We start from the raw sequence: 18,848 nt of genomic DNA on the forward strand, positions 1-18,848 counted from the left end.
AACGGGGAATCCCGGTTTTTAGTGGAAGGGGTGAGACTCCGCTGGGATCTGCGAAGACAGTCTGAGATCCTGTAGACCTTTAGGTCGAAGCGGCTCAGCGCGAGCCCCACGGAAAGCGAACCCCTGCAACGGAAATCAACTCTTATTTAAAAAATGTATATTTAATAAACTAAGACAAACTCCTAATTACTGAATTAGGAGTTTGTCGACAGTCTGAAAAACGGGGAATCCCAGTTTTTTTATTTATACATATTTGCAATATTTTTTTGTAATGCTTCATCTTCTAAATATTCATCGTAATTCATTTGCTTATCAACAAGTCCTTGTGGGGTAATCTCAAGAATGCGATTTGCAATTGTTGATACAAACTGATGGTCATGAGAAGTGAAAATTAATGAACCTTTAAAGTTGATTAATCCATTATTTAAAGCTGTGATGGATTCTAAATCTAAATGGTTAGTAGGTTCATCTAGAAGTAGAACATTTGCGCCACTCAGCATCATTTTAGATAACATACAACGAACTTTTTCTCCACCTGATAAAACGCTAGGTTTTTTCAATACTTCTTCTCCAGAAAATAACATGCGGCCTAAAAATCCTCTTAAAAAGCTTTCTGTTTGATCATTGGGAGAATATTGGCGAAGCCAGTCTACTAGAGTTTCGTCATCGTTATTAAAATACTCCGAGTTTTCAGCTGGAAAATAACTTTGAGAAGTAGTAACTCCCCATTTATAAGTGCCACTATCTGGCTCCATTTCGCCCGCTAAAATACGGAATAGAGTAGTCTTAGCAATTTCATTTGGACCAACTAGGGCAATCTTATCATCTTTATTCATAATAAAGCTTACATTATCAAGAACTTTAACCCCGTCAATGATTTTTGTTAGGTTTTCAACTCTTAATAAGTCATTACCAATTTCACGCTCAGGAGTAAATGCAACATATGGATATTTTCGTGATGAAGGTTTAATGTCATCTAACGAAATTTTATCAAGTAATTTTTTTCGAGAAGTAGCCTGTTTCGACTTAGAAGCATTTGCACTAAATCGAGCAATAAAGTTTTGAAGTTCTTTAATTTTTTCTTCTTTCTTTTTGTTTGCATCGTTTGCCATTCTAGAAGCTAATTGACTTGATTCATACCAAAAATCATAGTTACCCACATAAATTTGGATTCTACTATAGTCTAAGTCTGCAATATGTGTACAAACCTTGTTTAAGAAATGTCTGTCATGGGACACAACAATTACAGTATTGTCAAAGTTAATTAAAAATTCCTCTAACCACTTAATTGCATTAATATCCAAATGGTTAGTAGGCTCATCTAGTAAAAGAACATCAGGTTCACCGAAAAGTGCTTGCGCTAATAACACTTTCACTTTATCGGAACCGTTTAATTCCGCCATTGTCTTATAATGAAGCTCCTCACCAATGCCTAATCCTTTTAAAAGAATCGCAGCTTCAGATTCTGCTTCCCATCCGTTTAATTCGGCGAATTCTCCTTCAAGCTCTGCGGCTTTCATGCCATCTTCATCTGTGAAATTTTCTTTCATGTAAATCGCATCTTTCTCTTGCATTACTTCATATAATCTTGCATGCCCCATTATTACCACTTTTAATACTTCATGTTCTTCATATTCAAAGTGATTCTGCTTTAAAACAGCAAGTCTTTCTCCAGGTCCTAAAGAAACATTCCCTGATTGAGCTTCTATTTCACCAGATAGTATTTTTAGGAAAGTAGATTTTCCTGCACCGTTTGCTCCGATTAAACCGTAGCAATTACCTGGTGTAAATTTAATATTAACATCTTCAAATAATTTGCGATCGCCGTATCGAAGACCTACATTCGTAACTGTTATCATTTAAAAATCCTCCAAACTCCAATATCCTTAAAATTATATCATTTTTCCTATCAGAGCGCGAATTATTTTAAATAAATCTTTCTTTAGATGAATTTTTCAGATGAAAGTTATCCGCATTCCAAAATAAATAATTTGCTTTAGCAAGATAAGAATCTAGTATTTATGGATTCATTTATGCTTAAAAAACCAAAAATATGAAAAATGCCCGATAGAAAAATGAAAAAATGTTTACGATAATAGAACCAAAGGGTAAAAAAATATCATAAAATAAAGGGTTTTCTTCTAATAAAGAGAATTTATTAAGAAGAGATGATAGTGTTTTAATATGTCTCTAAACTAATAAACGATTGTCTAAAATTATTTATGATTTGTTCATAATTTTTTCATAAATTTCTAGTACACTAAAACTATTAAGAAAAAAGGAGTCGTATATGATGGCTAAAAAACAGCTAGTTGATTTAGTTAATAAAATGAAAAAATCTGGTATAAAAATTAGCTTTACAAAGCCAAGATCGCAGTTTTCGGTAGCAATTCAACAGAATAGTAAATTATCGACTACGACACAGTGAGTTTATAAGCTTATTTCTATTTGAATAGTACATAATATATATTTGTTTTTGTAAATGAGATGTTTTTTTCTATAAACCAAATTGTTAAAAATTGTTCATTTTTTCACAAGGTAATTCGCTTTTCCTTTTGTATAATAATGTTATACAGAAAGGAAGGTATTGCAATGGAAATTCATCCAGTTGATAAGGCTATTAATTATGCATTGAAAAAGAAAGAAACAATCGACGATTCTTTCTTTCGTTATTTTGTAAAAGCCATTTTAGCAGGAATCTACATTGGTTTTGCTTTAATGCTGTGTTATCGTTTAGCACAACCATTTTTCGATATTCATTCGCCTGCCACCTATATGATGACTAGTTTATTTTTCGGGTTGGCGCTAGTCCTTATTTCGTATGGTGGTGGGGAGTTATTTACAGGAAACACAATGGCATTTGCTATGAGTACTTTGTCAGGAGCAACTAGTTGGAAAGATACTATTTATAATTGGGTTAGTACATATTTTGGCAACTTGGTTGGAGCGTTATTTTTTGCTTTACTAATCTATTACTCAGGCTTATTTAGCTTAGTTCCTAAAACAACTTGGCTTATGGATGTTGCTAATTCTAAAATGAGTGCTACAACAGTTGAATTATTTGTTCGAGGCATCCTTTGTAACTGGTTGGTTTGTTTGGCTATTTGGATACCGATGAATGTGAAGGGGGATGTCGGAAAAATAATTGCCACATTATTAATTGTCTTTGCCTTTATGATTTCTGGTTATGAGCATAGTGTCGCTAATATGGCGCTTTTCTCTATTGCCCTCATCGTACCACATCCAGAGACAATTACATTGGCAAATGCTTTACATAACTTAATACCTGTTACAATCGGTAATATCGTTGGCGGAGCATTCTTTGTTGGCGCATTAAACCTCTATATTTTTCCTAAGAAAAAAAGAAAAACGAATGAATCCTCTTTACGTGTTACTACACCTAAATCATTAGCAAAGTAACAGCCATTTTTTATTGACCAGAAAACTGTCGAAATCTTATTTCGACAGTTTCAGTTTCTATCCTAGATGACTCATGCTTAGAGAGAAGATTAATCCCATACATGCAACAAATCCAACTGTTGGTCCTCCTTGCTCAAAAGCTTCGGGAAGCATAGTGGAGCAAACCATTGCAATTAATCCACCGGCACCAAATGACTGAATTCCAGAAAGCATTACTGCTGATGCGTTCTCTAAAAATAAATATCCCACTGAGCTGCTTATCGCGGAAATAAGGATGACACTGCTCCATAAAAATAAAATTTTCTTGTTTGAATAGTTGTCTTTTTTTAGACCCACCGTTGAAGAAAGGGATTCAGGAAAATTACTGATGAAAATGGCGATCAAAAAGAGCATGTCCACCTTCTGTGTTATTAATAGACTTAATCCTATAATCATTGATTCTGGTATCGCGTCCATCAGAGTGCCAATATAAATAGCTAGTCCGGAATGACCTTCTGGATTTTTATGTGATCGTTTCCGATTGGATCCGCCCTTTTTATAGAGAAATATTTCAATTAAAGTAAATAAACCTGCACCAGTTAAAAAAGTAATAGCTGTTGTAATGATTCCACTTTTATGTACAGATTTAATTAAAAGCTCAAAAGAAGAGGCCCCTATTAAAATACCAGTACCCAAAGCCATAAAATAAGCAATAATCCTTTTGGGTATCATTAAAAACAAACCAGCGATAGATCCCACGAGTAAGGAAAGGCTTGCTATTGCCCCCCACATTGCTGCAACTAACATATGAAATCTCCTTTTTTCTTATTCCTACCCAACTATTTTGAAATTTACACATTTAGAAGCTACTTTAAATTGGGTATTCCTATTTTGGAATATGCAATTTTTCATTCTGTTCACCTCAAGCTGATTGTAATTGAAGGGAAATTTTTCAGATTTAATTTTATGAAATGATCAGTCAAAATATCCGCTCTCCTTTTATGATAGTTGTCCATTCTTTTTTTAGACTTGTACATAGGATAATAGGGATGAATGGTTGGAGGTGTGATAAATGTCTGCTAAGAATTTTTATAATCAGTGTTCAAACGGTGTTGGAAGATGTGTAAGAATCCGTACCCATAGTGGTGAGGTTCATACCGGAATCATCGAAAGAGTCACTCCTAATAAAGTGTATATTCGACCAATAGGTGGAAATCGTCGGAGCCATGGTGGATTCGGATATGGTTATAGACGTGGTAATAGACCCGGCTGGGGCTGGGGTTGGGGCTGGGGATTTGGTGCAGCCGCTGTAGGAGTATCTTTAGGGTTAATCGCTGCATTGGCCTTTATTCCTTTCTTTTAAACGATTATTAAAGACAGATTTCTTTCTGAAAGGAATCTGTCTACATACTATAATATATTTTCAGCTTTTTCTTCAAACGCCCAAACAGGACAAACTCTAGACTCATATGATGCTTATGTGTATGAGGGAGGTGGAATAAATGAGTGGTGGCCATACAGCTGGTTTTGGTGGAGGTTTTGCTCTACTAGTAGTGCTATTCATTTTATTAATAATTGTAGGTTCTTGCTACGTCGGTTTCTGATAGGAATAAAGATAGAAAAAGGGAGTGTTTCATAAAATGGGTTGCGGAGGATTTGGATTCGGAAATGGTTTTGTTTTAATCGTAGTACTGTTCATTTTGTTAATCATCGTTGGAGCTGCTTGGCTATAATTTTAAATTAAAGGCTGATCCTCTACTTTCGATTAATGCCGTTAGGAGAGGTGTAGCTTAGCATAATTGATAGCTTGCTAATTCATCTATATGGGAATTAGCAAGCTGCTTATTATTTTTTGTCGGAGTGCTATAACACTTCTATTTGGACAAGCACTTGTAGCGATAAAGCTTCATTCAAAATTCATCCAATTAATGTTACAATATTTTAAAGATATGTTCGGATAAAAGTGGGGAGATTTAGGTAATGATGGATAAAGCACGTAGTATTTTAAAAGAGTACTTTGGATATGACCATTTTAGAAAAGGACAAGAAGATATTATTCGCCTATTATTAAATGGTGAAAATGTTGCAGGAATTATGCCAACTGGCGGGGGGAAATCTATTTGTTATCAGGTGCCCGCGATGATTTTCCCTGGATTGACGATAGTTATATCCCCTTTAATTTCTTTAATGAAAGATCAAGTAGATGCACTAACAGAAGTTGGCATTCCAGCGACTTATATTAATAGTACGTTACATAATGAAGAAGTGCAGGAAAGGATATATGATATAAAAAACGGTCATTATAAATTACTTTATATTGCACCAGAACGACTAGAAGCAGATTATTTTACAGATTTATTAAAGGAAGTTTCCCTATCTTTTATTGCTGTAGATGAAGCTCATTGTATTTCACAATGGGGACATGATTTTCGTCCAAGCTACGCAAAGATTGGCTTTCTCATCAATAAATTAGTGGAAAGGCCACTTGTCGCTGCGTTAACAGCAACGGCAACACCTAAAGTTCATGAAGATATTTGTCAATTATTAAATATTCCTTGGGAAAATACAGTTAAGACAGGTTTTGCTCGTGATAATTTATCTTTTTCCATTATTAAAGGGCAAGATAAAGGGAAGTTTCTCGAATCCTTTTTAAAGAAAAATAAAGAGGAATCTGGGATCATTTATGCAGCGACTAGACAAGAGGTGGAAAAACTGTATGAAAGATTAGCAAAAAAAGGCTATTCAGTTGCAAAATATCATGGCGGTATGAACGATGGGCAAAGAGAGGCTGAACAGCAAGCGTTTATAAAAGATGATGTATCCATTATGATTGCCACAAATGCATTTGGTATGGGGATTGATAAAAGTAATATTCGGTATGTCATTCATTATCAGCTTCCAAAAAATATGGAGGGTTATTATCAAGAAGCGGGAAGGGCAGGACGTGACGGTCTACAGAGTAAGTGTATATTGTTATATTCAGCACAAGATATTCGGATTCAGCGTTTTCTAATTGATCAGACAATAAGCGATCCAGATAAACAGAAGCAAGATCTCGATAAATTACAATCCATGATAAATTTTTGTCATACAGAAGATTGTCTTCAAGAATATATCTTGCATTATTTTGGTGAAGAATATACAGAGAAATGCGGCCAATGTTCGAACTGTACAGATGAAAGGACGGTAATCGATGTTACAGTGGATGCCCAAAAAGTATTGTCGTGCATGATAAGAATGGGTGAAAGATTCGGAAAAACAATGATTGCACAAGTATTAACTGGTTCAAAAAATAAAAAATTAATGGATTTTCAATTAAATCAAATTAAAACATATGGCCTTATGAAAGAGCAATCAGCAAAAGAAATTAGTGATTTTATCGAGTTCCTTATTTCTGAACAATATATAGATGTAAGTACAGGTACGATGCCAATATTAAAAGTTTCCAATAAAGGAAAAGAAGTTCTTTTAGGAAAAATAAGGGTGGTCCGAAAAGAACAAATAGAGACAGTAAAAGTTAGTGAAAATAACGCATTATTTGATTACTTGAGAGGTGTTCGCAAACAATTGGCAGAGGAAGAAAACGTTCCTCCATTTGTGGTATTTTCCGATCAAACATTGCGAAATATCTCAGTGCTAATGCCAACATCGCATGAAGAATTTAGAGAGATAAAAGGGATAGGAGACCATAAGTTACAAAAATATGGAGATGTAATCATTGATCATATTTTAGCGTTTCAAAAAGAGGAGACTTATTCAGCTGACAGGGAAGATATTCATTCTTCCGAAGTAAGGACAAAAAAGACAAAAGAGCAAAAAAACAGGTGGAAAATTCCCATCTCCATACTTTTGAGTTATGGAAAAGCGGATTATCCATTAAGGAAATCGCAAAAGAAAGACAATTAAATGTTCAAACGGTAGAAAACCATCTGCTACGCTGCGGAGAAGAAGAAATAGAGATTGATTGGACAAAATTTCTAAAGCCAGAAAATAAAACGAAGATAGTGGAAGCAATTCAAAAAGTGGGCATGGATAAATTAAAGCCCATTAAAGAAGAACTTCCAGAAGAGATTAGTTATTTTATGATTAAAGTTGCGATAATGCTAGAAAAAAGAAACCAACAAATTCGAAATTAACAAAAACGACCTCTAGATCTTGGCAGAGCCGTTATCTCGAGGACGTTTTTAGTTTTTTATATACTCTCATCTAATCTTTGTCTTAGTTCCTTTAGGCAGGCATTTAATTGTAAAACGGAAGAGAACGTACCTTGTGCTTGCAGTACATTGCCACCACCTTTCCCTTCATATCCTTGGATTGTTTCCTTAAGAAACTTTCCACAATGAAGAGGATAATCACCATTCTGCTGTATTAGTATTTTTTTATCTGTTTCCGAACTCAGGAGAATAATGCTGCTAGATTGTTTTTGCAATAGATATTTGGCAAGAATAGATAAATCCTTGATTGTTTTGTCTGCAAATGAAAGGAAAATTACTTTTTCTGTATGTGTCGAAAGAATTTGTTCTGCTAAAAACGCTATATTTTCTCTTTTTAGTGTTTCTAATTCTTTAGTTAATGCCTTTTTCTCTAATTCCACTTTATTTACACGATCTTCAAGCTGCAGTTTATTTGTTTTAAAAAACGTTCCTAAGTTATCTAATATAGATTGTGCTGTTTGATAGTCACGAATGGCTCTCCACCCACTTAAAAAGAAAATCCTCGTTTGACCACGATGTTTTTCAGTTTTCAATATTTTAAAGACGCCTAATTCTCCAGTTCTGCCTACATGTGTTCCAGCACATGCAGAAAAATCCCAATTATCGATTTCCACGATTCTTATATCACCAGTTACTTTTGGCAGCTTTCTTAAAGGAAATTTACTCACTTGTTCATAGGTTGTAATATGCGTTTTGATTTCTAAGTTTTTCATAATATAGGAATTACAGGATTTTTCTAGTTGAGTCATTTGTTCCTTTGTTAGATCAGCTGTATCTATATCAATTGTTGTGTACTCTTTTCCTAAATGAAAGCTAACTGTTGGAATTTGATATAATTCTTCCAAAACAGCTGATAACATGTGCTGAGCAGTATGCTGCTGCATATGATCATATCGTCTATCCCAATCTAATTCACATGATACGAGTTTATTTTCTGGTTTTCTTTCCATAAGGTGATAAATTTGATTATCCTTCATCTGTACATCTACGACACGAATCCCGTCAATGAATCCAGTATCTGCTGGTTGACCTCCACCTTCTGGATAAAACGCTGTTTCTTTTAAAAGGACATAAATTTGATTTTTCGTTTCGATAACTTCCTTTATGGTGGTTGTCCATTTTGTTTCATATGGAGTTGAATAAAATAACTTTGTAGACATTATTAGCTCCTTCACGTTGAGTTTTCATCATATTACCATAACGATTACACTTAGTTACAGATTTTGAAAAATATTTGTTCATTTTTTCGCTTTAAAGAAAATGGATGGTAAATGGGTACTACCCATTATGATTGTAAGTAGTAATAGGTGGTTTATTTCTTTCAATGTTTTGGTTTACATACATAATTATTAGCAGTGCTGGCAATAATAGTTTAAAAAGGGGGCGTGCTCATATGTTTTTTAATCGGAAAGGTGTGGAAGAAAAACCGGAAGAAGTGTTAATGAGTATGGAAGTATATGCATGTAATTCCTGTAACGGGTGGATGAGAAAGGATTTTGCTACAGACGATCTTCTTTGTCCTTTATGCGGAGATCAGACAACAGCTGAAATGAGAGAGCTTCCTCAAATCAGTAATTAATTATTAATCGCGAAAACTTGATAAATATATTTATTTTTGTTGTGCCAAGTCGTCGAGATTTCCTAATCAATATCCTTATTTAGGAAACTCTTCGACTTTCTTCATAAAATATTCAAGTCCTTTCATATCCCACTATTAAATCTCTCCACAGACGAATGGTTATGTGGCTATTTTGTGAATCATTTATACAAAAATGCTTTCTTATCTGTTTTATTTGATTTACAATCAAATAGAATGCAAAAAATAGATTAGGAGGATTTTTGTTGTATAACTCCATATTAATTTTCATTAGTATCCTAATCGTATATATGGCATGCTATTCTTCGTTTGATTTATTTCAATTAGTAAAAAATGGAGAGAAAAATAGTAGATTTTTGTTTTTAGCAAGCACATTTACGATAGGTTTTGGATTTTGGATTTTAAGTTTTATTGATATGATGATTAAAAATGTGTATGCAACTGCTAACTATAATATCCCTATCACTATCTTATCAATGGTAGTAGGCATATGCTTTAGTGGTATGGCATTTTATGCGCTATTAGATAAGAAAAAAAAGAAGAGAAGGATTTATGTATCTGCTTTCTTTTTTAGTCTTTCTTTATTATCAGTATCCATTATTGGTTTTTATTCAATCGGCAGTATAGTATATTATCAAATTCCGCAATTATTTATCAGTTTTTTATTGTTATTTTTTGTATTTTTTATTTCGATATGGCTATCATTTTATCCTGTTAATATCTCTGCCGTTTTTAAAAAATGGATACGTCCTGTATGTAGTTTACTAATGACAGGAGTGTGTATGATCAGTCATTTCATTCTCTTAAGTGATGTAAGTGCACCAGAAGTTTCCGTTGTGAGGGATTCCTATCAAAGCAGCTTCATTATTTACATTGCATTATTTGTTTCTGTCTTAGTTTTAGGTGGGTTAATTGGAACAAGTACCTTAATTGGAGAACGAATGGATGTAGGAGCAATTAATGTGAGAGATATGCAGCATGCTTTGGATGAGTCTGCAATCGTTGCTTTTACTGATAATAATGGAATGATTACATATGTAAACGATAAATTTGTGGAAGTATCGAAGTATAGTCGTGAGGAATTGTTAGGACAAAATCATCGTATTTTGAATTCTGGCCATCATTCGCCTGAGTTTTTTCGACAATTATGGAATACGATTAAAAAAGGGGAGATATGGAAAGGGGAGATACTCAATAAAGCAAAGGATGGTACGCTATATTGGGTTGATACCGTAATAGTCCCTTTTTTAAATAAGGAGGGGGCACCTTATCAGTATGTAGCAATAAGACGTGACATTACAGAGCAAAAAATGGTTCAGCATCAACTGGAAGAGTCTGTACGTGAAGTAAGTGACATTACCTATGCATTAGAACAATCAAGTATTATTGCATTTACAGATAAAAGAGGAATTATTACAAATGTTAATTCTAAATTTTGTGAGATATCCGGATATAGTAGACAGGAATTAATCGGGAAGACCCATCGTATTGTAAATTCTGGCTATCATTCAAAAGATTTTTTCCGAAATGTTTGGCAAACAATTGGAAAAGGAGAAATTTGGAAGGGGGAAATCCGAAATAAAAGGAAAGATGGCTCCTATTATTGGGTGGACACAACTATAGTCCCTTTTTTAGATAAAAACAATAAGCCTTATCAATACTTAGCTATTAGAAATGATATTACAGAAAAGAAACGAACAGAAGAAGTTCTTCATCGACAAGATAAATTAGCCGCGATTGGTCAATTAGCAGCTGGTGTTGCTCATGAGATCCGCAACCCTCTAACTTCCATAAAAGGATATGCGGAATTTTTGAGTATGGATGAAACCGAGAAAGATCGACAGGAATACTTTGAGATTATTCTAGATGAAATTGAAAGAGTAAACTCTATTGTCGAGGAATTCATGCTTCTTTCTAAGCCGACTGTTTCTGTATTAGAGAAAAAACCGCTACTTCCTATTATAGATAATGTTCTTTCGATTTTAGATTACCAGCTGCGAAAAAATAAAATCCAATTGAATCGCTACTACGAAGATTCCAATCCTTTCGTAGAATGTGACGAGAATAAATTAAAACAGGTTTTCTTGAACTTTATAAAGAACGCGGTCGAAGCAATGCCTGATGGGGGATCTATTGATATAAATGTAAAAAAAGAAAAGGGGAATATTTCCATTTTAATCAAAGACAGCGGAATTGGCATGTCAAAAGAGCAACTAAAAAAAATAGGTGAGCCCTTCTTTACAACTAAAAAAGAAGGCAATGGACTTGGACTAATGGTCAGTTTCAAAATAATTGAGAATTTAAATGGAAAAGTATATGTTGACAGTGAATTAAATAAAGGAACAAGCTTCCATATAACCTTACCTTCCGTTCATTAAAAAATATGTTTAAAAAGAAAACAGGTGTAAGTTAGTTGATTATTCTGACGATTCGTATTGTGTTTGTTATTGGATTGTCATATACGTAATCGAATTAACAACTGCCTGTTCTTTTTTTTGACGTTTTTCATGTTAAGATTATACCTGTTAGCTCAACTGGAGCTATTTTAGGAGGTATAAAATGAAAAAAATCTTTTCTATTCTAACTTGTGCGTCAATACTAACTACAGCTGCTCCGTTTGTAGGTGCAGAAGAAATGAAAGTTGAAAAAGGAGATACCCTTTGGTCTATTTCACAAGAAAAAAAGGTAAGTGTTGATGATATAAAAAGATGGAATGATTTAGATAGTGATATCATTAAAGTGGATGATACACTTACTATTAAAGAGGTAAAGAAATACAAAGTAAAAGCGGGAGATAATCTATGGAAAATCTCTAAAAAATATAATACAACTGTAGATCAGTTGAAGGATTGGAATAAGCTGAATAGTGATACAATACATAAGGATGATGTATTGATTGTTTCCAAAGAAGGTTCTGAACAAAAAACGTCAGAATCAAAGCCAGTTAACAAGCCGGTTAAAGCAGATAATACAGTAAAGGCTGAAAGTACAAATTCAGCAGCAAAAGAAATCACAGTCACTGCAACAGCATATACAGCAAATTGTGAAGGCTGTTCTGGTGTTACAGCAACTGGAATTAATTTAAAGGATAATCCAGATAAAAAGGTTATCTCAGTTGATCCTAACGTAATTCCTCTTGGCTCTAAGGTCTATGTTGAAGGATATGGTACTGCAATTGCTGGTGATACAGGTGGAGCAATTAAAGGGAAGAAAATCGATGTTTTTGTTCCATCTCAAGCGAAAGCATTAGAGTGGGGAAGAAAACAAGTATCAGTAAAAATTCTTGATTAAGTAAATAGTGCTGGAAAGTATTCCAACAAAAAATAAACCTAGACGATTATACGAATGTTTTTATTAGCATCTTCGTATAATTGTTTAGGTTTTTTTATTTGGTTATAAACCAGTTACCATTTTATTTTTTTATCGTTTCATCCTTTTCAGAAGAAACGAAGAATCGCTGAATTGGCTGTGAGATGCTTTTGATATTGTTTTCTATTTTTTCCGCTAAATAGTGTATTCTTTCGAAGATAACTTCTTTTAGATAGTCGAGCTGTCGACTGATTTTATTGACGCTCCCAGTTGTTTCCTTCATGCTTTCTAATAAGGTTTGCTGAAATATTTCTTGTAAATCCAGCTTTTCTGCAATATGTTGATAGTTCGTTTCTGTTTCCGTGATTTTTGTTTTCACATCTGTAGCAAGCTGATTAAAGTCTTCCATTTTATTAGAAATCATCGCAATATCTTTCTCCTGAAAAGATAACTGGTCAAATAAAGCTGTTTGCCGCAGAGATTCTTCCTCTGTTAAATCTTTTTGCTCCTGCGCTAGTAAGATAATAGTGTCAAGTTGTTCTTCTATTTTGGATGTTTCATTATCCAAAGCAGTAAATTTAGTTAAAAGCTCCTTTGTAGCTGAATCATTAAGTTCTAATTTTGAATCGATTTCGTTAAATTGTTGAAGATGCTTCTTCTGTTTCTCAATCGAATCTTCCTGAAATTTATTCCATAATGTCATTAGTTGCTCATTTTGTTTGTGCTGTTTAAAAAGATATTCCTGTAAATAATTATGGTGGTAACGGGATTGATTATTTAAACTTTCTGCAGAAAGTTTGGGAAGATAAATTTTTGAAGAATTGCTGTGATGTTCATTAATAGGCATTTTTCCCCTCCTTTCTCCTTCTTTATCCTATTGGGAGAGAGAAAAAAGGGTGCAGGGAGGATAATTTTTAAATAGAAGAAAATAGAAAGTATCTACATAAAACACAACATGAGGGATCTGTATGTACTTGCTATTTTCTTCTAGAAATTACATAAACGGAGGAATTCCTTTACTAATTTCTGATATTATGGATGTAATGGAGGCGATATCTTGATCGTCAATGTTAAACGTTTGTCTAATCTTATTTTCTAAATCTTTACTAACTCTTCGCTTTCCGACTTCCACTAAAGCAATTAATGCAAAGCTGCAATTTAAAACACGGGCAAAATCTCTCTGTGTCATTTCGTAATTTTTCCTAATAAATTTAATAATTTCTTTATTCATAGTCCACCTCATTTAATTAAATAAAAGAATAAATAAGAAAGACGAAAAGAAGAATTTTTTAATCCAAGATATGAGAATTATAGTTGATAATCAAGGAAATGTAAATATATAAAGCTAGTAAAAAATGAATACAAATATTTTGAAACCTCAACAATTCTTTTGTAATTTTTAGATAATTTGTTCAATTTATCTAATTACCTCTTTGATTATTATTTAATTAGTCCAATGACATATAAAAGGGAAGGAATTAATATGATGTAATAACATCCAATGTAATAAAAGGTAACAATTATTTTCGATCCGACTAAAAATTTGATTGGAATGGAGGAGTTAGCATGTCTTCCGATCATTATGCTGTTATTGATGCGGTTATTGCAATGGAAAAAAACAATTATTTAGCGACAATTGTGAATGTGGAAGGAACAGCCTACCGAAAAGAAGGAACTTTGATGTACATCACAGAGACCGGTAAAGAAGAGGGATTACTAACAGGCGGATGTGTAGAACAGGATTTACTCGCACGAATCGAAATGCAGAAAGAAGCAAAAGCCTTTCTGATGGAATACGATCTGCGATCTGAAGATGACTTAACATGGGGCAAGGCGTTGGATGTGATGGGAAAATTTATATTATGGTTGAACCGATCACACCAGCAACAAGCGCTGTTTTTCAGCAATTAAAATCATATATGCAAAAAGGAGAAAGTGTCAAACTTATTAAGAGTTTCCATAAAATAAATAAATTCCTTGTTAATACGGTTATTCCACTAGGAAAAGAAGAAACAAATCCAGCATTAACTTCTTTTTTGGATACCGGAAATAATTATATATTTACACAAGTTCTCTCTCCTCAACCAAGATTAATTATCTATGGGGCAGGACCTGATGTTAGGCCAGTTGTTTATTTTGCAAGCAAAGCTGGGTTTTATGTCATTTTATCTGATTGGCGAGAAGCTAATTGTTCAGTAGATAATTTCCCTGATGCAAAAGAATACCAAATAGGTTCTCCGACTCAGGTACTAGACGCAATAAATCCCTCAGAAAATGATTATCTATTATTGATGACACACAACTTTAGTAAAGATCAGGAATTCGTACATTTACTTTTGGAACGAAGGGTGAAATTCTTAGGCTTATTAGGCTCCAAAAAGAGATCGGAAAAATTATTGGCAGAAAAAATAAAGCCAGATTGGGTCCACTATCCAGTGGGGATATCTATTCATTCAGAAAGCCCAGAAGAAATCGCCATTAGTATAACAGCACAATTAATTAAGATAAAAAATAGCAAGAATTCTGTTATGGGGAAAATTGGATGATTGCAGCTCTATATTTAGCAGCAGGGAATAGCAAGAGGATGGGTGAACATAAACTGTCCCTTCCTCTTCGGAATGAACCAGTAGGTAATCATGCATTATCCGTGTTGCTGACCTCGCCATTTGTTGATTTTGTAATTGTTATCACCCAACCAGACGATGACTTAAACTGGATAACTCCTGTCAATAAACTCTTATTAAATGGAAAAAAAGGGAAAGTGATTAATTGTGACGAATCGTCTCTAGGACAATCTTATTCCTTAAAAAAAGGGTTTAGAGCAGCTATCGAGCAACAAGCTGAAAAGATTCTTGTATGTTTAGCAGATCAACCTTTCATTACCCATGATATGATTGATAAAATCGTGACTACTCCATTACACCCTCCATATAAATATGTAGCAAGCATGCATAATGGAGTATACAAACCACCGATTTTGTTCCATCAGAGCGCATTATCAGATGTAAACCAGCTAGAAGGAGATAAAGGAGCTAGAAAATTATTAAAAGATGGTATATTGCAAGGAGAAAAGATTGAATTTTCTGAAGAAGAATATTTTATTGATATTGATACAAAAAATGATTATGAAAAAGTGCTGAAAAGGAGGGAATAACATGCATGTTTCAACACTCAATTATCCGACTACTGTGGAAATACCTACCACCTTAGCTGCTATTAATAAATGGAATGAATCAGATTATGCCTTCATTTCTGGCGGAACGATCCTTCAAGTAAATTGGGAAGCAGGTCATGACAAGCCAAACCATCTTATTAGTACAGAAAAATTAATAGAGTTAAAAGGAATCTCAGAAGTAGAGCGAAATGGTCAATATTTCTTGCAGATTGGTGCAGGCATGTCTATTTCTGATTGTTTAATCAACCCATTGGTACAAAAAAAGGCTCCGCTTATAGTAGCAGCATGTGAAAAGATAGCAGCTCCTGCTATCCGTAACAGAGGAACAATTGGCGGAAATATATGCAGCAAAATTGGTGATTGCATTCCTGCTTTATTAGTTTTGGAGGCACAATTAACATTTTTTAATGGCAAGGAGACCTACTTGGTCACATTAAAGGATTGGCTGGCATCACAAAAAAGCCACTCATCTGAATTGTTAACAAAAGTGCTCATACCAATAGCAGCACCGAAGACAGAAACATATTCTTTTTTTAAAAAGATTGGTAGACGGGCCAGTTTTACTGCCGCTATTATCTCGATTGCAGGGTATCTAGAGTTTGAAGAAAAAAATATAAGAATAATAAGAATTGCAATTGGCGGCGGCAGTCACATTCCGACTCGTCTTATAAGCACAGAAAGGGAGTTTACCCGCTCACATAGTGCTATTGATTGGTCCCGCATCTTTAAAGTAATTCAGGAAGATTTCTCTTCTTATACAGATCCCTTTATATCAGAAGCTTATCGCAAAAAAGTCGCAGCAAACGTAATTGTTGCTAATATGAAAGAATTACTCCAATAGAGAAGAAGGGAGTTGTTAAAATGGTTCTTGATATCGAAAGCGCTGGTAGTCGTTGGAAAATAAGAAGAGACGGCGAGCCTAAAGTGACCGGAAAACTTAAGTATTTAACAGACTTAACGTTTCCTAATATGCTCTATGGAACCGTTCTAAGAAGTGAATATCCTCATGCGGAAATTGAATCGATTGATACTAAAGAAGCAGAAGAGCTTGCTGGGGTTTTTGCTGTTATCACCTATAAGGATGTACCAGGCTTAAATGGCTTTGGGATTGTTATACAGGATCAACCTGTCTTTTGTGAAGAGAAAGTCAGATATGTAGGCGACGCAATTGCCGCTGTTGCGGCTAGAACAAAGGAAATAGCACAAAAAGCCATTTCCTTAATTAAAGTAAAGTATCAGCCGTTGCAGACAATAACAGATCCAGATGAAGCCTTAAAAGACACTGCAATCAGGCTGCATAAAGAAGGAAATCTCCTTCACCATGCTGCTTTTAAGAAGGGAAAAAGCAATATAGAGGAAGCTTTTAATAAGTGTGAATGGATCATAGAAGAAACGTATCAGACACCAAGACAAATGCATGCTTATATGGAAACGGAAGGTGGTGTGGCTGTACCAGATGAAGCAGGAGGCATTACCATTTATGCACCAACCCAGCATGGTTTTAAAGATCAGCTGCAGCTTTCTCGAATTTTAACACTCCCGCTGGAAAAAATCCGGATTATCTCTAGCCCGATTGGGGGCTCATTTGGAGGGAAGGACGAATTAAATGTTCAGCCCTATATCAGCTTGCTGGCATTAAAAACACAGCGACCGGTGAAAATCCATCAATCAAGAAGAATATCGATTAAGGCTGGTTTAAAAAGACATCCAATGAAAATCTATATGAAGACAGGTGCCGATGCATCTGGAAAAATAATTGCCCACCAAGTGAAGATTACGGCAGATACTGGTGCTTATGCGACTTTAGGACCGGCAGTACTTGACTTTGCTGTAGAGCATAGTACTGGTCCATATATAATCGAAAATGTAGATGTTAATGGCTATTCCGTTTATACGAATAACGGCGTTGCCGGTGAATTCAGAGGATTTGGCGGCAATCAAATCACCTTTGCATTAGAAACGCAAATTGAACGCTTAGCGGAAAAAGCAAAAATAGATTCAACTAAATTACGCTTCACTAATTTACGCAAGACAGAAGATTTTGGCCCGGTAGATCAGCCTATTGTTGCAACAACTGGTGCTTATGCTGTCCTTGCTGAAATTACCAAGTCAGCAATACTTCAAAAAAACTTGGACACCAATGCGATGGATGGAGATGGGAAAATAAAAGGAAGGGGATATAGTATTACCATGCATGGAGGGGGGTTGGGATATGGAAGAGCAGATGCTTCTGGTGCCCGATTGGCTTTAAACAGTGCAGGAAAAATAGAGGTGTCTTTTGGTTTCGAAGAATGTGGGCAAGGATTAATCTCAACCATTGAAATGATTATGACAGATACCTTTTTTTGCGTGTCTAGTGATATTGAAATTATTATTGGTGATACAGCTAAAGTTCCTCATTCTGGATCTTCTACTGCCTCACGAGCAACAAATATGGTGTGGCTAGGGATCAGTAAATTAAAAGCTCCATTTAGCGAAAAACTCCTTACATTAGCAGAAAAACAAACTAAATGCTCAAAAGAAAGCTTATACCTTGGTAAAAACGGCATTTGGAAAAAGGAAGAAGAAAACAAGGGACCAGCGCTTATTCTTTCCTATAAACAGTTAGCAGATTCATGTGAAGAGCTACCAACTGTTTCAGCAAGCTATCACTTTCCTACTACGCCAAACTCGATTGACGGCGGTCACTTCCTATATACTTTTGCTGGAGTAGCAGCAGAGGTCGAAATAGATATTTTAACCGGGATCGTTGCAGTAACTAGGATGGACCATGTTATTTCAGCTGGACCTGTAGTGAACCCAATGGGATATTTAGGGCAAATTGAAGGGGGAGCTAATATGGGGTTAGGATTTACGATTATGGAGGATGCAGTAATGGAAAATGGCCGATACATGAATGAAAATTTTGATACCTATCTTATTCCAACGATACTCGATATTCCGATAGAGACAACGGTAACAGCCATAGAAGAATTAGTCCCCGGAGATGACTATGGGCCAAGAGGTGTGGGGGAAATCGGCACAGTTGCTGTTGCTCCTGCTATCATTTCCGCCATTCATGACGCAACAGGCATATGGCTTAATCAACTACCAGTGCGTGCGGATATACTATTACAAGCATTGGAAAAACAACAAGGTTTACTAGATTAGGAGG

The 18,848-nt window shown here is 34.8% G+C and carries 18 protein-coding genes and 1 pseudogene; 14 read left to right on the forward strand and 5 right to left on the reverse strand.

What is annotated here, in order from left to right; all coding sequences use genetic code 11:
• Nucleotides 1-239 precede the first annotated feature (239 nt).
• Nucleotides 240-1,859: an ABC-F family ATP-binding cassette domain-containing protein gene (locus C2I06_RS05915; RefSeq protein ID WP_123257669.1), complete on the reverse strand. Its 1,620-nt coding sequence runs from the start codon at nt 1,857-1,859 to the stop codon at nt 240-242.
• A gap of 434 nt (nt 1,860-2,293) precedes the next feature.
• On the opposite strand from C2I06_RS05915, the gene C2I06_RS25760 reads away from it, so the two are divergent.
• A complete protein-coding gene (locus C2I06_RS25760; RefSeq protein ID WP_268874828.1) occupies nt 2,294-2,428 on the forward strand; it encodes a hypothetical protein in 135 nt (44 codons plus the stop codon).
• Between the two features lie 164 nt (nt 2,429-2,592).
• On the forward strand, nt 2,593-3,420 hold the full coding sequence (locus C2I06_RS05920; RefSeq protein WP_095321507.1) for a formate/nitrite transporter family protein: 828 nt from the start codon (nt 2,593-2,595) through the stop codon (nt 3,418-3,420).
• Between the two features lie 57 nt (nt 3,421-3,477).
• Here the strand turns inward: C2I06_RS05920 and C2I06_RS05925 are convergent, their stop codons facing one another.
• Nucleotides 3,478-4,206: a ZIP family metal transporter gene (locus C2I06_RS05925; RefSeq protein WP_123257670.1), complete on the reverse strand. Its 729-nt coding sequence runs from the start codon at nt 4,204-4,206 to the stop codon at nt 3,478-3,480.
• Nucleotides 4,207-4,471: 265 nt separating this feature from the next.
• Between C2I06_RS05925 and C2I06_RS05930 the strand changes: the two genes are divergently transcribed.
• The 4 genes and pseudogenes from C2I06_RS05930 (at nt 4,472) to recQ (ending at nt 7,535) form a co-directional block, all read left to right on the forward strand.
• Nucleotides 4,472-4,762, forward strand: a complete 291-nt coding sequence (locus C2I06_RS05930) for a hypothetical protein (protein ID WP_095328759.1) — start codon at nt 4,472-4,474, stop codon at nt 4,760-4,762.
• A 139-nt stretch (nt 4,763-4,901) separates the two neighbouring features.
• Nucleotides 4,902-5,003, forward strand: coding sequence for a YjcZ family sporulation protein (locus C2I06_RS05935; RefSeq protein ID WP_082138378.1), 102 nt, complete (start codon nt 4,902-4,904; stop codon nt 5,001-5,003).
• A 36-nt stretch (nt 5,004-5,039) separates the two neighbouring features.
• On the forward strand, nt 5,040-5,132 hold the full coding sequence (locus tag C2I06_RS05940) for a YjcZ family sporulation protein (RefSeq protein ID WP_123257671.1): 93 nt from the start codon (nt 5,040-5,042) through the stop codon (nt 5,130-5,132).
• A 247-nt stretch (nt 5,133-5,379) separates the two neighbouring features.
• Nucleotides 5,380-7,535 (forward strand): annotated as a pseudogene (gene recQ / locus C2I06_RS05945) (DNA helicase RecQ).
• Nucleotides 7,536-7,591: 56 nt separating this feature from the next.
• On the opposite strand, the gene C2I06_RS05950 reads toward recQ, so the two are convergent.
• Nucleotides 7,592-8,773, reverse strand: a complete 1,182-nt coding sequence (locus C2I06_RS05950) for an alanyl-tRNA editing protein (RefSeq protein WP_095328762.1) — start codon at nt 8,771-8,773, stop codon at nt 7,592-7,594.
• A gap of 233 nt (nt 8,774-9,006) precedes the next feature.
• On the opposite strand from C2I06_RS05950, the gene C2I06_RS05955 reads away from it, so the two are divergent.
• From C2I06_RS05955 to C2I06_RS05965, 3 genes are all read left to right on the forward strand, one after another.
• On the forward strand, nt 9,007-9,192 hold the full coding sequence (locus C2I06_RS05955; RefSeq protein ID WP_095328763.1) for a cold-inducible protein YdjO-related protein: 186 nt from the start codon (nt 9,007-9,009) through the stop codon (nt 9,190-9,192).
• A 263-nt stretch (nt 9,193-9,455) separates the two neighbouring features.
• Nucleotides 9,456-11,588, forward strand: a complete 2,133-nt coding sequence (locus tag C2I06_RS05960; RefSeq protein WP_235850202.1) for a PAS domain S-box protein — start codon at nt 9,456-9,458, stop codon at nt 11,586-11,588.
• 181 nt (nt 11,589-11,769) lie between these two features.
• Entirely contained in the window at nt 11,770-12,501 is a 732-nt protein-coding gene (locus C2I06_RS05965) for a 3D domain-containing protein (RefSeq protein ID WP_095328764.1), read from the forward strand.
• A 121-nt stretch (nt 12,502-12,622) separates the two neighbouring features.
• Here the strand turns inward: C2I06_RS05965 and C2I06_RS05970 are convergent, their stop codons facing one another.
• Together C2I06_RS05970 and C2I06_RS05975 are read right to left on the reverse strand one after the other, a co-directional pair.
• Entirely contained in the window at nt 12,623-13,366 is a 744-nt protein-coding gene (locus tag C2I06_RS05970; RefSeq protein WP_123257672.1) for a hypothetical protein, read from the reverse strand.
• Between the two features lie 147 nt (nt 13,367-13,513).
• Nucleotides 13,514-13,708 carry a helix-turn-helix domain-containing protein gene (locus C2I06_RS05975; RefSeq protein ID WP_235973392.1) on the reverse strand — a complete coding sequence of 65 codons (195 nt, stop codon included), beginning with the start codon at nt 13,706-13,708 and terminating at the stop codon, nt 13,514-13,516.
• 377 nt (nt 13,709-14,085) lie between these two features.
• Here C2I06_RS05975 and C2I06_RS05980 point away from each other — a divergent pair, with 377 nt between their 5' ends.
• From C2I06_RS05980 to pucD, 5 genes are read left to right on the forward strand one after another with little or no spacing between them, the layout of a single operon-like run.
• On the forward strand, nt 14,086-14,430 hold the full coding sequence (locus C2I06_RS05980; protein WP_123257673.1) for an XdhC family protein: 345 nt from the start codon (nt 14,086-14,088) through the stop codon (nt 14,428-14,430).
• Nucleotides 14,382-15,065 carry an XdhC family protein gene (locus C2I06_RS05985; RefSeq protein WP_164463633.1) on the forward strand — a complete coding sequence of 228 codons (684 nt, stop codon included), beginning with the start codon at nt 14,382-14,384 and terminating at the stop codon, nt 15,063-15,065. The genes C2I06_RS05980 and C2I06_RS05985 overlap by 49 nt, the downstream gene beginning before the upstream one ends.
• Nucleotides 15,062-15,673 carry a nucleotidyltransferase family protein gene (locus C2I06_RS05990; protein WP_095328767.1) on the forward strand — a complete coding sequence of 204 codons (612 nt, stop codon included), beginning with the start codon at nt 15,062-15,064 and terminating at the stop codon, nt 15,671-15,673. Before C2I06_RS05985 ends, C2I06_RS05990 begins: the two co-directional genes overlap by 4 nt.
• A 1-nt stretch (nt 15,674) precedes the next feature.
• Complete coding sequence (locus tag C2I06_RS05995) at nt 15,675-16,535, forward strand: FAD binding domain-containing protein (protein ID WP_123257675.1); 861 nt, start codon at nt 15,675-15,677, stop codon at nt 16,533-16,535.
• A gap of 20 nt (nt 16,536-16,555) precedes the next feature.
• Nucleotides 16,556-18,844 (forward strand): xanthine dehydrogenase subunit D, encoded by a 2,289-nt coding sequence (gene pucD / locus C2I06_RS06000; RefSeq protein ID WP_123257676.1) that lies wholly within the window; start codon nt 16,556-16,558, stop codon nt 18,842-18,844.
• Nucleotides 18,845-18,848: the final 4 nt, after the last annotated feature.

Origin of the sequence: Niallia circulans (genome assembly GCF_003726095.1) — a bacterium.
GTDB lineage: Bacteria > Bacillota > Bacilli > Bacillales > Cytobacillaceae > Niallia > Niallia circulans_A.